Genomic DNA, 14457 nt, shown 5'->3' on the forward strand with positions numbered 1-14457 from the left:
TCTTGTGTAATTAAACTGCTGCCCCTTTAGCTGATTAAAGAACAAGAAAAATGGACTGCTGAAACAGTCCATCGTTATTCAATTCTTGCGCCAGATTAATAATATTATATATCCAAAGAAACTGTTTTGGAGTGGCTTTTTCACCTTGATTTTTAATTATTCAAAAATAATTTCCGTACGGTAAATCTCGTCTAAGCTTTTACCTCGAGCTCTCTTCAACACCTCTATCCTTGCATTCATTTGTTTGGCCATAAAAGCTTGACTATCTGATTTTTTTACACCAAATGGACTTACTTCTTCAAATCGCATCGTTTCACTCAATTCGATTGCAATTGGCATTAATCCTTGGAGTTTATTTAAAATATGGTCTAATAAATGTGGATTCTCAGAAATAAGACGTTGTAATAGGAAGGTTCCAAATCCAATATGCCTTGACTCGTCTCTTTTAATATAGGTAATCCCTTCTAGGAGGCCAGGCATTTTTTTAATTTTAGCTAAACTCTCATAAAAATCCCAATACCCGGTTTCAGCAAGTACTCCTTCTGCAAACATATTATAAACAACGGAGGCATCCGCAATGGCTTCAGGAGATTGGTCATGTAATAGGCGGCCCATCGTTTCTGGCAATATTTCATCAAATACCTTTCTATAAACAGGTGAAAGAAAAGAATTTAAATCTCGTTTAATACCGATGTTTTGTAACAGAAGACTAAAAAAGTCTGCATGTTTCGCTTCCTCGAATAAAAAGGTTGTTAAATACATTTCTTCCTCATATTGTCCTGTTTTTGAAATTGCATAAATAAGTGGAAGAATGTCATGGGTTACGGCCTCCTCAGCACCGTAAAAAAAGGAAATTAGTTGGAGAAGTGTATCTTGCTGGTCCGCATTTAATGATTCCCAATCAGCTTTATCTTTACTAAAATCAATGTTGTTAGGATCCCAAGTTCCAAATTTTTTAGCCTTCTCATATAGTTTAAATGGCAGTGAGTCCCGATTAATTCCTTTTTGACTAGTAGACACATAATGACGCATCAACATTCCTCCTAAATTGGTTATGATTTTAACGTGAAATGGGACGATACTATGATAAGCTTTTGAAGTTTAAATCTAGAGAGGGAGAAAATTTACAATTAGGATGTGACATAGAAGAAAGTATGAGTGTTCATCCCATCTTATTATATTTTTCCCGTTGTAATTGTCAATTTATTTTTTTGAATAATTTGAATTTTACACTTTTTTTAAAAAAATAAAATTTGATTATTTTAAAGCTCTTAAAGCTTATAAACGAAAAAATAATAGAGGGTAGCGGCGGATTTACAAAGTTAAGGAAATTCCAATATTAAAAGCCCAATTTCTCAGCATGAACTGCACCCCAATTATTAGACACAACATCTAATAATTGGGGTGTATTCTATAATAAATTATAATCTAACCTTAACCTCAGTACCGTCCTTAGCTTTGACATCTACTAACACAATCCCCTTATAATTTTTCAGTTCCTTGACAATAGGCTTTAGCGCTTTTTTGTCTATTAGTGGAAAGGTAAAGTCCAGTTTTTGTCTTTCGAAGTGCTCTTTTGTCCATTTGTTTGCATTTTGCTGAAAAAGTTTTGAAGACAAAATGGAAATAGCAATGTTTAAAATAGCATATGGAATGGGGATGGTGAACCGAACGTCTTTTGCTTTCACTTTTACATGCATCATAAGCAAATCACTAATCAATGATGACCGAAACGGTATCCCCGTTTGCCGATTTAATATCAACAATTTGGCCATCTAATTCATTTTCGATTGCTTCAATAATAAGGTTTATATCTATATCTTTAACGTATTTTTCCGATTGAGGAATACTCGCTGCGATGCTGTGTCCAGCCATTAATACTACCTTGACAAGTTTTATAGGCAAATTGACCGTGACGTTATCATTTTCGGCTGATACAACACGAATTTTTAATGTTTTATCTAAATATTTAGTCGGTTTTTCAAAAAGCTTATTACCTGTTTCTTCTTTCTCTCTTAATACTTGAATCAGTTCTGACCCCTTATCTGCATCAATCTTCCCTTCTTGAACCATTGTTAACACTCTTGTAATTTCCTCTTTCATGATAAATTCCTCCCTATTCGTCTTTTAAGAGCTTAATGGCTTCTTCTGGTGTGATTTCGCCATTTTCCAACATGGTGACAACTTTTTTCTCGTCTACTTCATTTTTCTTCTTCTGCACATATCCAAGGGATGAAATGATGTCTGTTAGCTTGCCTCGAACCGTTGGATACGAAATCCCCAGTTCCTTTTCAACTTCTTTGATATTCCCTCTGCATGTTAAAAATACTTCCACAAAATGAAGCTGATCCTTTGATAATGATGCCAACTTAGATAATTCAAACTCGTTTTCAATCGTAGTGTGACAATGAGAGCACTGCAACTTTGTAATTTTCAATGTTTTACTGCAGACAGGACAATTTGTGATTACTTTATAGGCCATAATGAAATTCCTTCCTTTTAGTTGATTCGATTATACAACAAGGAATCGAAAATATAAATAATAAAATTTAATTTTTACCAATCAAAAAATTAATAACGTTAATTCGTTATTTAATATTATTAATTTTCCATTTTGTTTATTCATTCAATTATTATATTTACCATAATGGTTGAACTTGTAGACATCCCTCTCTTGGTTAAAATACCCCCAGTTGCATAATGAGCACGATTCCTTAGACTTTGAGATGCTGATTAATAATCTATAGTCTAACTGATGATGATTCAGCAATTATTAGCATTGATGTATTATTTAATGATTCAGAACTTAAAAATAAAGGCGCTCATAAAGTATTATACTTTTATGAACGCCTTTTCTTTGAGAATATTCGAATATGGTTATTTCTGTTTAATATCTTCTAATACTGTATACTTTTTATGTTTTAATTTACTAATAAAATATCCTAATAGGCCTCCAATGATAGCTGGAAGTACCCAACCTAGACCGATACTATATAACGGTACATATCGATTAAAGAAATCGTCAACACTATGAAATTGAAAACCAGCTACAGTAAGTCCGTCAAATAGACTAATAATAAATGTGAATAGCAAACTGATTTGATAGACCTCCCGCTGACCATTAAATAATGAATGTAAGAAGGTTAAGGCAATCAGCACGATAGCAAGTGGATAAATCACCGTTAAGACAGGCTCTGAAATAGTGATAAGCTGTGTTAAACCAATATTAGCAACCATCGCACTAAAAATTGATAAAACAATCGTAATGACTTTATAAGAGATTTTAGGAAATAGACTATGAAAGAATGACGAACAAGCTGTCACTAGGCCAACGCTTGTTGTTAAACAAGCCACTGTTATAAGAAGGCCTAAAAGTACATTACCATATGAACCAAAGTAATAGTGGGAAACACCAGCTAGAACTTCTCCCCCATTATCTAAATATCCAAGTTCTCCTACGCTTGATGCTCCCATATAAGCAATAGCTGTATAAAAAAGAACGAGTATGATTGCAGCGATTCCTGTCGCTTTAATACAAACGCTCATAATTTGTTTCTTGGTCGTAGCACCTTTCTCTTTAATCGCATTAATTATAATAATACCAAAAACAAAAGAAGCTAAGGTATCCATTGTCAAATATCCTTGTTGAAATCCTTTAAAAAATGGATAAACTTGATAATCAGGTATAGGTGCTTGAAAATGAGCGATAGGAAAAATAAAAGCAATTATTACTAGGATACCTATAAAAGTTAATTTGATTGGCGTTAAGAATTTTCCAACAATATCAACAATTTTAGATGGGTTTAAAGACAAAATACACGTTATTCCAAAAAAAATAACGGTAAAAATTAACAAAGGCACAGAATCTCCATTTTGTGATAAGAATGGTTTAATGCCAATTTCAAATGATACGGTCCCTGCCCTAGGAATTGCAAAAAAAGGACCAATAGATAAATATAAAATTATTGTAAAAACAATACCATATATCGGATGAACACGACTAGCTAACGACTGTAAATCATCTTTACCCGCAAATCCAAAAGCCAGAATACCAATCAATGGTAAACCGACACCCGTAACTAGAAATCCAGCATTGGCGACCCAGATATTTTCCCCGGCAGATTGACCAAGCATAGCAGGAAAAATGAGATTACCTGCCCCAAAAAATAATGCAAACAGCATTAAACCGATAACAATAATATAAGAAGTTGGAAATTTTCCCGACATAGTTGTCCCCCACACGTTCACTTTAAGTAATTAAATTTTTTCGAATTTTCTATACCGAAATATTATATTATCAAACCTAAAACAAAACAACCTTTAAATACTGATTACGTCTTAGATTAGATAAATATTCCAAAATTTAAAGAGTATGAGATTAGTCTTCTTAATTATTAAAAAATCTACAAATACAATTTTTGACCAATTTAATTCATATTTTGGTCACACTCCTCCACTCTCTCCGATATCACTCTTATGGCCAAAACACCAAAAACCGCTGACGCTTAGAGCGTCAACAGTTTCAAACTATTAATACATTGTCATGTATTGATGGGTGAACTTGTCTATTAAACATATATGATGTTGGAAATGAGCAATGTAGCAGAATGAGAAACTCTTATATGATAGAGGTTTCAAGCACTTCTACATATTGAACTAGCAATAAGAAATGTATAAATATGGAAAAGAAAAAATAATTGAGTTTCATGAGCATCTATCTTTCGGGGAGATAGGTGCTTTTTAAGTTAAAAACTCAATTTATTATCTTTCAACACCTGATACAGAACAATCCCCACTCGATTAATCACATCTTCATCTTGTTCATGAAATCCAGCCTCATTAAAACATGCATGCAGCATTTCATGAACCAATGTTTGTTCTTTCTTATTCTCAGACATGCCGATTTTAATCTTAATAGTTGATTTCTGATATACGCACGCACCCATTACACTAGGATCATCATCTATTTCTTCAACCTCTTGTATTTGATAATCGATACGGGCTACTTTAATTTTATTTGGAAGCATTTCGTCCTCTCTTTTTAGACAAAACAAAAGCACCCTCGAAAGGACGCTTTTTAAATATTACCCGCTTCTTTATTGTTGTCGTATTCAACGAGAAGTCGAGCTGTTACTGCTGCATTAATAATAATAATAGTTTCGGCTAGTTTTTCTATTTTATCATCACCTAAACCTCGTACATATTTTTCTATTTGTTCGTTAGCTATTTCGATAGCCCTGCTCTGGATAAGTTCTAATTTTTCCGTATCCATTTTATATCACCACACTTTCGTCTGCTTAATTCTACAAAGGGAGATGACTTCCTGCGAATAGCTCAAATTATTCACGACACATCACTCTATTCAAAACTATATACACTTGTTACATATTTTGACGAGGTGTATTCTTTAATTCGTTATCCACCTTAACCCCCTGCATCTTTAAGCATCTTGGGAACTTGCACACCCACATCATTTCATTTACTTTGTTCACCCATATGCATGATTCGCATTTATTCATGGCTTTCACCTCAACAAAAAAAAAGCACCCCGGAAGATGCTTCATTTCCATAAATCGCGTAATACAATTACTACGTTTTATAAGGCCTAAAGTGCAATGTTTTTAAAGTGCTTTTCGCTTTTTCACTAACTAGCTCATGATTGCTTATCTTCACTAAGATAGAGATCAACATTTTCAAGTAATTGTTGATACGTTATGCTCCCTTGTTCATGAAGCATTAAGTAATTATGAATAACGGGGTCATACTTCGCTCTTTCGGTAATTTCGTGACTAACTTCTTTCAAAGTCTACACCCTTTCTAAATATATTTATCGCGCATTTTCTGGTACCATTTATCTCCATCCCAACACTTCTGCAACAGCTTGAACAATTTGATCTCGCCAATTAAAGGCTTTCCTTCTGCTGATATGTAACTCTGCAGCAATCCCTTCCCACGTTTTCGTTTGTGGCTTTGTCCAATACTTCAGTCGAATAAGCTTTTTATAATCGTCATTTACAACGTTATATACTTTCTCAATAGCTTCTGCGATTTCTTCCAGGTTATTCAACTTTTTGTGAGTCGCTAGCCGTGCCCCTATCTGTTCTGTAGGAGAAGAAGGGAGAGAACTTCTTCCGCCCCCAACATTCTCATCGTCATTCTCTTTCGTGAACATAATATTATTTCTTAAAAACTGGATTTCTTTTAATGTATCATGATAGCTATATAACTCAGATTCTATATACTGGAAAGTTGCCTTTTTTAATTTTGTTGTAGTTTTCAAATGATATCCTCCTCCGTTGCCACAATAATTGAAATCGGGCAATCTGAAAATTAAAAACAAAAAAAGGACACCAAACGACGGTATAACCGTTCATCCAGTGTCCTTCAGAGGGCTGATAGAACTGAAATTATTTCAAAAAGTTTATAATATCTTCTCCATGTTTCTCAATAGTGTTTTTAAATCCTTCAAAATATACTCGTACACAACCATCATTAGAAACCATAGGATTCGAATATCTAAGCTTCTCAAAAGGTCTATATTCATTAAATGACTTTGCAACAAATGTAAACATCTCATGACTCAACCCCATTATTTGAGTTTCAGGAGTCCAGTTTTTTCTCCAATAATCACTCAAATAAGTAATTATTACAATTTTTCTATTTTTACCATGAATAGCAGACATTCTCTCTATAACTTTATTAATATGTGTATCACTGAATGAATATCCACATATTAAAAGAGAGGAGTTGGAAAATATTGAATTTGTAAAAATATTATTATACACACTTATTGGATAAGTGTATTCTTTTATCCATTTTATTCTCTCCCCTATACCAAGTTCTGTACGATTAAACCTAAAACTCTTCCCCCTCATCAAACTTAACCCTCTTCACCTTACCCTGATGTGTAATAATCTTGGTCCCACCATGTTCCGGTAAACGAGTTAATCGAGCCTTCCCATCACAAACAACAACAGCAAAGCTCCCTTTTTGACTCATTATATCAACTTCTAGTCTCATAGTACTAGGATCTATATCAATATTTTGTAATCTCATGAAAAGGTTCCCCCCTTGTGTGGTAAAATAATAGTATGTGATTAAAAAGAGAAATCTCTAATTGTTCCCCGTTGGCAGACAGGGAATTTTTTATTTATACAAGACCCTTTTTCTTTCTTGCAGCACTTGAAAAAAAAGAAAGCCAAGAGGATGGTAAACTAACCTTGTTTGCCGTCCTCTTTTTTTGTTAGAGCTCCACGATCTCAAACTCTTCAAAAGGCAAAGTATCTTTCGCTACCTTTAACATAGACTCAGCCTTCCTTCTTGTTTCATGCTGCACTTCTTGACCGTATGTACCCGGTTCTGTCGAGAAGAACTTATAGCCTGATTTACCTCTTATAACAAACATAGAATCACCCCTTTCGAATGGATTGTTATCTTTATCTTTTCCTTTCCTAACTTGATTTAACTTATACACTGGCCCGTTTGTTGAACAAAAATTAAACACCCCTCTTCAACTAAACTGCTTTGTTAGTGAAACAAAAAAAGCTGCCTCTATGACAGTATGTAACCATTGCTATAATTCCCCTTTTCATAAAAAAACTCATGATTGGACACAATATAAGGGGAGGTGTTACACATGAACAATGAAGAAAGCAAAGAAGTGTTTTCACAATATCCAACAAATCAAATGGTTGAGATTGAATCTCCTAATGTCGATAAAACGAAAGAAAAACAAGATAATAAGAAGGGTTTCGCCGACAAGGAATCTACCTATTTGGGTCGTGGAGATTTAGAGACACCATAAAAAAGAAGGGATTGATTCTAATAACCTTGATAAATAAAAAGGAAAGAGCATGTTTTTAAGTGGCTCTTTTCTTCATCTCTCTCCTTCCAAACCCATTAATTAATCTAACGTAACTTTTTAATACAATAAAAAAATCTTTACTACTTATTTGAAGCTCAGCACCCGATAGTTGAAGAATGCAAATGGCGAAAATAGATAAGAAAGCTTCTTATTAATCAATTACAGGCCACAGTTCGTGAAAGGAACTGAAATAATAATCAATCTAAACGTAGTATTCAATTTTATTTTGGATTAATTGTTCATACTAATTATAAAATATCTGTTACAGAAGGAGATTATATGCCAAATCAAAAAAATAATCGCCATAATCCAGTCCCACATAAAGATCAAGTTAATCGATTAAATAAAGAAGATGATACATACGGCATACTTAAACAAGCAATAGAAGTGGATACAGATGTCAATGAAGACCCAAATCGGGAAAGATTATTGGATGAATCCGTCGATGCTTTTTTAGAATCGAAAGAAAAATAGTAATATAAGAGCAGGAAGTGTCATTGCTCATATTTCACAATAGATTAAAAATCTCGTTTCTATGTCTACTTAAACTATTCTGCTTCTTAGTGGAAGAAAGAAAATAAAAAAGAGCTAAAAAACAGCTCTTTTCTTTCAGCTCAAAAAATGCCAACACGTCAACGATATGTTTACGTGCTGTGGGAACATATCGAGTTTATAAAAAAGAGGATATGCATACGTTTACATCTCCCTGAAACTTTTTAAAAACTGGCTCTGTAAATTTTAATGTTAATAATTTAACAAGAGAAAAAGGACCTGTTTGAGGTCCTTTATTCTGAACTCTTTCTTGAACTAAAGCCCCCAGTAGAATAAGCCTGATATTTTAGCTAATAATTAAATCACCAGTTAGACAAAACTTAACCCCTATCAAGTTTACAAGCCCTATTACTATCTTGTTACCAGTTGACTTTCATATTCCTTCACTTCTTCTATATAGCCTTTGTATATCTCCAAAAATAAATTAAGTTGTTCCTCATTCATTAATAAGGACAAGTCGAAACTCGGTCGCTTATTGAGTCGTTGCTCTTCTATTAGTAAGCCTGGTATTGTTTCAAATTTCTATTTTAGTTTCTGTTTTGCATCAATCTGATTGAACGGTTCTTTGAAGTGTTGAAATTGCAGTTCAACAAGCGTTGTTTTATCTGTTTGATAAATAGAGCAGAGTTGATGATTGGCTAATCGTCCATCATATACAGGAATGAAACTTCCATGAGTACGCCCTTTCCCCCACCAAATACGACACCCTAACGCTTCAAATCCACGAAGAAGACCTTGGCAAACATTCACAGCTTGTTCACCACTAATATTTAGCACATCATTGAAGAAACTTTGTTCGTCCCATGTACCTTTTTCATGTCGCCTCACTTGAACAGCAGTTGATGTTCTACCGATTATTTTCGGAACCAACGTTTTCATTCCATCTGAGGATACATACTGTTTAATTTCAAGACCTAATACTTCTGTCTCAGTCATTTGCTCATTTAAAAACTCTATAATTCTTTGTAAACTCATAGGAATCTCATCAGCAACAAACATCAGCCGGATCTTGCCAACCTTCAAATTGGTTGCAACATTCTGCCAGAACAACTCTTTTTTCGCAACACTTATCCCTAGTGACTCTAAAGATACTGTTTTTTCTTGTTCTAACTGAGTTTCATAACACTCTCGTAAAGTATCAATCTCCCAATAAGAAGTCGCATTGGCTGCATAATCTAACATCTGTGCTACGACTTCTCTTCGTACTCTAGTATCAGTTGATCGTTTCACTTCTACAAAGGTTGGAATAGCATCTTGATCGATAAACAGGTGATCAAGAAACCACTGATTCCCTCCGCTTGTTTCCGAAGGTATACCAATTTCTCGAGATATGAAAATCCACTGTCTCGGATCATTCGGATTAATTTGTTCACCAGCTAGGATATTTGGATATCGTTCAATAAGTTTTTGAAAGATATCTTCTGTTTCATATTGTTTCTGTTTCATTTCGACAAGGTTATTATTTTTATCTAAAACATAGAATGTTGCTAGACATTAAATCCCCACCTAAAATTAGAGCTCTTTTATAAGCTCTTTTCTCGTTAATAGAACTCTCTTTAAACCTGCTTAAAATAATCAATTCTTCTAATTAAGCTAAAACTTCTTCTTCCACTAACCTACACCGTTAATTGAAGCACTACTTTACAAAAAACGCATAAAAATCACTGTGTATTCAATGGAAACACCTCTTGAATATGTATTAATGATACATAAGATTTTATAAACATACTACCAAAAACTTCACCAGATAAACGCCAGAGACACCTCCCCTATCATGTTCGGTAGGTTGTTCTGGTAAGTATGTCATTGACATCAAACCATTGAATCATATAGGGTATATATTATAAACCTACATTGATTACTGAATAGTGAATCAAGAAGAATACTACTTATCCCCTTTTGGGGTTTTTCTTTCAAACAAAAACAGAACACTAGTTCTGTTACATCTTTAAAAAGGAGTGATAGAAATGGCTTATTTTCAAAAAGTTCTCGCTAAAAACAAACAAGGATATAATTGGAAATGCACAGAAGAAGGTCCTAGAAATCCGACTACTGGAAAACGAACGCAGATCACCAGAAGGGCTACTACCAAAAAAGAAGCTGCTGAAAAAGTAGCTATTGCACTAAGAGAAATAGAGTTAAATAATGGACAGACCTTTGATAAGAAAGCATTATTAATAGATTATTTACCGAAAGGGCTTGAGAATTATAAAAGACATACAGTAAAAGAAAATACTTTTAAATTGCACGAAAGAAATGTTTATAAAAAAATTATTCCTTTAATTGGACATATGAAGATTGCAGAACTATCCCCTGCTAGATATCAAATTTTTATTAATAAAATAGCTGAGCAAAATATTAGTCGTCGTACCATTGAAATCATTCATACAACCATGTCCAACGCTCTTAATAAAGCTGTTTCCTTGCAAATAATATCTAAAAATCCATGTTACGGAGTAACTATTCCAAATAAAAAGATAAATCAAATAAAACAAGAAGAAGATTTAGAATATCTTACAAAAAATGAGGTCATAAGACTTTTAGATGCAGCCTTTCATGATGATTGGAAATATTACATTTTATTTAAAACATTAATCGATACAGGTATGAGGAAAGGCGAGGCACTTGCTTTACAGTGGGAAGATATTGACTTCCCTAATAAGAAAATCAAAATATATAAAACGATTGTTTATGACAAGAAAGATGCAACAGAATTGTTCGGTCCACCTAAAACAGATAGCTCATATCGATCAATTCTTGTGGATGATACTCTCTTAAACATTTTAAAAAAACAAGAAATAAGTCAAAAAGAACGGAAATTAAAGTTAGGTGAAACATTTCATAGAGAAACAAAATTAATATTCGATCGTGGTAATGGCCTCCCCCTTTCTAAATCTGCCTTACAAAAAGCATTCAGACGTATTTGTAAAAAAGCAGGCATTTCTAAATATATAACAATTCATGGATTAAGACATACGCATGCCGTTTTATTGTTAGAATCCGGTTCCAGTTTAAAAGAAGTACAAGAGCGATTCGGACATAAAACAATTCAAACAACAGCTAATATTTATGCGCATGTATCTGAAGTTTTAGAAGTAAGAGGCATTGATAATTATTCAAAATATATGAATTATGATTAATACGAAAGCAACTGAAGAAAAAATGTGGTCAATTCATTATTTTATATGAAATTGAAAATAAAAAGAAAATCCTTGGTGACTGAAAAAACCGGTCGTACCAAGGATTTCAAAAAATTAATATAGGCCATATATCAATCGCGTTTCCATAGGCGAACATGCCTATTAAACACATCCTCTTACATCATTTTTTCACTCTCTTTTTAAATTCTTAAACTAGTATAATTAAATTGGACAAATCTAACACTTACATTCTATTTAACCTACTCAACCTTTACATCACATAACATGATCTTCGGAAACGTTTTCATTTTCATTATCCAAATTGTTTTCTTTATTTTTAAATGGATCATACATTTTTTCTCGAATAAATAAGGCTGGGATAATTCCGGATAATGCATAGGCTATACCTAGGGTAGCCAGACCGAACCCAATGGATTGAGCTTCGGCGATAATACCGATGATAATAGGTGCTATCGCTGCCCCAAATCGCCCGATATTATAGGCACCACCTACAGCCGTACCCCGAATGTGTGTCGGGAAGCTTTCGCTCATATACGTTGAATTAATTCCATATTGTGCACCATATAAAAATCCAAGGATTGTAAGTAAGATAATGATATTGCCTGGTGTGTTATACAAATAAATGACTGGTAAAGAAATAGCTGTCAATAAACCACTTAGAATATATACATTACGACGGCCATATCTATCTGCTAACCAACCTGCAAGAATTTTACCTAAAATCATGGCTGTATAGCTTCCAACAAGATAACTTGTCATCGTCTTAAAATTGAAACCTAAATCCTCGATAATATAAGTGGGCAACCAAGTCCCTACACCATAATAGCCAAACTGTAAAAAGGTTGAAGTAATAATCCAGAACAGAAAAATTGCTCTTGTTTTCGGTTCTTTGAAGATTGTGAGCCATTCATTTTTCTTGAATTGTTTCGGTTGTTGTTTTGCTTCTAACCAACCTTGAGGTTCTGGTATCTTAAATCTGATATAAATGGCTAAAGCTACAGGTAAAATAGAAATAAGGTAAAGAGGCCGCCATCCATAAATCGGTAAGATTGCACCTGCCAATAAGGCCGCTACTAAGTAACCAACTGAATAAGCTGCTTGTAATGAACCTAAAATAGTTGTCCGTTTTTTCGTTGGTACATATTCAGCCATAAGCATCGTGACTATAGAATATTCCGCTCCAATCCCGATAGCAGAAAGAAATCGAACGACGATAAATTGCTCGTATGTTTGTACTAAACCAAGTAAAGCAGTTCCTACAGAGAAAACAATCATCATATAGGTTGCCATCCGTACCCGGCCAAATCGATCAGATAGCCAACCACCTATAATGCCACCGACGGCCATACCAACTAAAGACCATGTGCTAATAATCCCCGCTTGTGTTTTTGTAATTTGAAATTCTTCCATTAAAGAAGGAATCGTTAACGATAGCATTTGCAAATCCATTCCATCTACCATAAGACCTAAAAAACAAGCGACGAATACAACAATCCAATTTCGATTTGATTGGCTTTTTTCCATCGTATGTCCCCCTTTTTTATTACGTAGTATCACATATGCAATCGCTTGCTTTTGATGAATCATTCTAAGTCAAAGTACCTTTGCTCTCTTTAACTCTTTAATTTGTGTATCGGAGTAGCCAAGTTCATTTAACACTTCATCAGTATGTTCTCCAAGCAGCGGCGGATATCGCTGAACGCTAGATGGTGTATCCGATAATTTAACTGGGAATCCTGGTACTTTTAAATCTTTCACATGAGGATGTTCAATATCAATCATCATTTCTCTTGCTTCCACTTGAGGATGATTGAGGATTTGATCAATTGTGTGTATAGGCCCACATGGAACACCTGCTTTGTCCAATCTCTCAAAAATCTCTTGACTTTCCATAGTAATCAGTCTATCGGAAATAATCGCTACAAGTTCTTCGCGATGAGCTACCCGATCTTCATTCATGGTAAAACGAGAATCTTCTAATAAATCATGCCAATCTAAAGCTTGGCAACACTTTGTCCACAAGCCATTATTAGCAACCGCCAATACAATATCCATATCTTTGGCTCTAAATGATTGGTAAGGAACGATTGAAGGATGAGCAGACCCCATTCTTCCAGCAGGTTTACCCGTAGCCATATATCCAGTGGCCATATGATTTAACAAGGTAATTTGACCATCAAGTAAACTTACATCAACAAATTGTCCTTTCCCTGTTCTTTGAGCGGAGAATAATGCACTTAGAATTCCATAAACTGCAAACATACCTGTTGTCAAATCTACAATGGACATGCCTGCTTTAGCTGGACCCCTATCAGGATCACCTGTGATACTCATTAATCCGCCAAACCCTTGTAACAGTAAATCATATCCAGCTCTGTTCCTTTCGGGGCCTGTTCTTCCAAATCCTGATATTGAACAGTACACTAAACGAGGATTTATTTCTTTTAAGGTTTCATACCCCAATCCAAGCTTATCCAGCGTACCAGTTCGATAATTTTCTACTAAAATATCAGCGTCTTTAGCTATTTTATAAATAATTTCTTTCCCCTCTGCACTTTTTAAATCAACCGTAATACTTCGTTTGTTTCGATTTGATGAAAGATAATAGCAGCTTTCACCATTCCATGCAGGAGGAGTAAAGCGCCTTGACTCATCTCCTTTTCCAGGCTGCTCTACCTTTATCACATCCGCTCCCTGATCTCCAAGTAACATAGTGCAAAACGGGCCAGCAAGTGTTCTTGATAAATCAAGTACTTTAATCCCTTTCAAGGCATGCATACTACTCTTCTCCTTACTAGTTTATTTAAAGACTTAAAATAAAAGCGATATCAATTCAACTCCCAGCCTGCTTAAACATCCACAAAATCATTTTTCATAGAC

The 14457-nt window shown here is 34.3% G+C and carries 18 protein-coding genes; 3 read left to right on the forward strand and 15 right to left on the reverse strand.

Annotated features, from left to right (window positions below; all coding sequences use genetic code 11):
* Positions 1-156 precede the first annotated feature (156 nt).
* The 12 genes from ACE199_RS14975 to ACE199_RS15030 all read right to left on the reverse strand — a co-directional run bounded on the left by ACE199_RS14975 (position 157) and on the right by ACE199_RS15030 (position 7405).
* Positions 157-1032, reverse strand: a complete 876-nt coding sequence (locus tag ACE199_RS14975; RefSeq protein WP_375350491.1) for a R2-like ligand-binding oxidase — start codon at positions 1030-1032, stop codon at positions 157-159.
* Positions 1033-1421: 389 nt separating this feature from the next.
* Positions 1422-1703: a hypothetical protein gene (locus ACE199_RS14980; protein WP_375350492.1), complete on the reverse strand. Its 282-nt coding sequence runs from the start codon at positions 1701-1703 to the stop codon at positions 1422-1424.
* 10 nt (positions 1704-1713) lie between these two features.
* On the reverse strand, positions 1714-2103 hold the full coding sequence (locus ACE199_RS14985) for an SHOCT-like domain-containing protein (RefSeq protein WP_127760132.1): 390 nt from the start codon (positions 2101-2103) through the stop codon (positions 1714-1716).
* Between the two features lie 13 nt (positions 2104-2116).
* Complete coding sequence (locus tag ACE199_RS14990; protein WP_375350493.1) at positions 2117-2482, reverse strand: DUF2089 domain-containing protein; 366 nt, start codon at positions 2480-2482, stop codon at positions 2117-2119.
* A gap of 395 nt (positions 2483-2877) precedes the next feature.
* Positions 2878-4227 carry a branched-chain amino acid transport system II carrier protein gene (gene brnQ / locus ACE199_RS14995; protein ID WP_375350495.1) on the reverse strand — a complete coding sequence of 450 codons (1350 nt, stop codon included), beginning with the start codon at positions 4225-4227 and terminating at the stop codon, positions 2878-2880.
* A gap of 518 nt (positions 4228-4745) precedes the next feature.
* Entirely contained in the window at positions 4746-5027 is a 282-nt protein-coding gene (locus tag ACE199_RS15000; RefSeq protein WP_252295015.1) for an ImmA/IrrE family metallo-endopeptidase, read from the reverse strand.
* 50 nt (positions 5028-5077) lie between these two features.
* Positions 5078-5272: a hypothetical protein gene (locus ACE199_RS15005; protein ID WP_127760128.1), complete on the reverse strand. Its 195-nt coding sequence runs from the start codon at positions 5270-5272 to the stop codon at positions 5078-5080.
* Between the two features lie 381 nt (positions 5273-5653).
* On the reverse strand, positions 5654-5803 hold the full coding sequence (locus ACE199_RS15010) for a hypothetical protein (RefSeq protein ID WP_164853181.1): 150 nt from the start codon (positions 5801-5803) through the stop codon (positions 5654-5656).
* 48 nt (positions 5804-5851) lie between these two features.
* The gene (locus ACE199_RS15015) at positions 5852-6280 is read right to left on the reverse strand and encodes a transcriptional regulator (protein WP_375350496.1); all 429 of its coding nucleotides are present in this window, start codon (positions 6278-6280) and stop codon (positions 5852-5854) included.
* A gap of 127 nt (positions 6281-6407) precedes the next feature.
* The gene (locus tag ACE199_RS15020) at positions 6408-6875 is read right to left on the reverse strand and encodes an SIR2 family protein (RefSeq protein ID WP_375350603.1); all 468 of its coding nucleotides are present in this window, start codon (positions 6873-6875) and stop codon (positions 6408-6410) included.
* A complete protein-coding gene (locus ACE199_RS15025; RefSeq protein ID WP_375350497.1) occupies positions 6856-7056 on the reverse strand; it encodes an XtrA/YqaO family protein in 201 nt (66 codons plus the stop codon). The genes ACE199_RS15020 and ACE199_RS15025 overlap by 20 nt, the downstream gene beginning before the upstream one ends.
* 187 nt (positions 7057-7243) lie before the next feature.
* Positions 7244-7405 (reverse strand): hypothetical protein, encoded by a 162-nt coding sequence (locus ACE199_RS15030; protein ID WP_375350498.1) that lies wholly within the window; start codon positions 7403-7405, stop codon positions 7244-7246.
* 231 nt (positions 7406-7636) lie between these two features.
* On the opposite strand from ACE199_RS15030, the gene ACE199_RS15035 reads away from it, so the two are divergent.
* Positions 7637-7804 carry a hypothetical protein gene (locus ACE199_RS15035; RefSeq protein WP_252290792.1) on the forward strand — a complete coding sequence of 56 codons (168 nt, stop codon included), beginning with the start codon at positions 7637-7639 and terminating at the stop codon, positions 7802-7804.
* Positions 7805-8143: 339 nt separating this feature from the next.
* On the forward strand, positions 8144-8338 hold the full coding sequence (locus ACE199_RS15040) for a hypothetical protein (RefSeq protein ID WP_375350499.1): 195 nt from the start codon (positions 8144-8146) through the stop codon (positions 8336-8338).
* Positions 8339-8938: 600 nt separating this feature from the next.
* On the opposite strand, the gene ACE199_RS15045 is transcribed toward ACE199_RS15040, so the two are convergent.
* Positions 8939-9862 carry a hypothetical protein gene (locus tag ACE199_RS15045; protein ID WP_375350500.1) on the reverse strand — a complete coding sequence of 308 codons (924 nt, stop codon included), beginning with the start codon at positions 9860-9862 and terminating at the stop codon, positions 8939-8941.
* Between the two features lie 521 nt (positions 9863-10383).
* Here ACE199_RS15045 and ACE199_RS15050 point away from each other — a divergent pair.
* Positions 10384-11556 (forward strand): tyrosine-type recombinase/integrase, encoded by a 1173-nt coding sequence (locus tag ACE199_RS15050; protein WP_375350501.1) that lies wholly within the window; start codon positions 10384-10386, stop codon positions 11554-11556.
* Positions 11557-11832: 276 nt separating this feature from the next.
* Here ACE199_RS15050 and ACE199_RS15055 read toward each other — a convergent pair whose 3' ends face one another.
* Together ACE199_RS15055 and ACE199_RS15060 are read right to left on the reverse strand one after the other, a co-directional pair.
* Complete coding sequence (locus tag ACE199_RS15055) at positions 11833-13101, reverse strand: MFS transporter (protein WP_375350502.1); 1269 nt, start codon at positions 13099-13101, stop codon at positions 11833-11835.
* A gap of 69 nt (positions 13102-13170) precedes the next feature.
* The gene (locus ACE199_RS15060) at positions 13171-14355 is read right to left on the reverse strand and encodes a CaiB/BaiF CoA transferase family protein (protein WP_375350503.1); all 1185 of its coding nucleotides are present in this window, start codon (positions 14353-14355) and stop codon (positions 13171-13173) included.
* Between the last annotated feature and the right edge of the window lie 102 nt (positions 14356-14457).

The sequence above is a fragment of the Peribacillus sp. Hz7 genome, assembly GCF_042136355.1.
Lineage (GTDB): Bacteria > Bacillota > Bacilli > Bacillales > DSM-1321 > Peribacillus > Peribacillus asahii_A.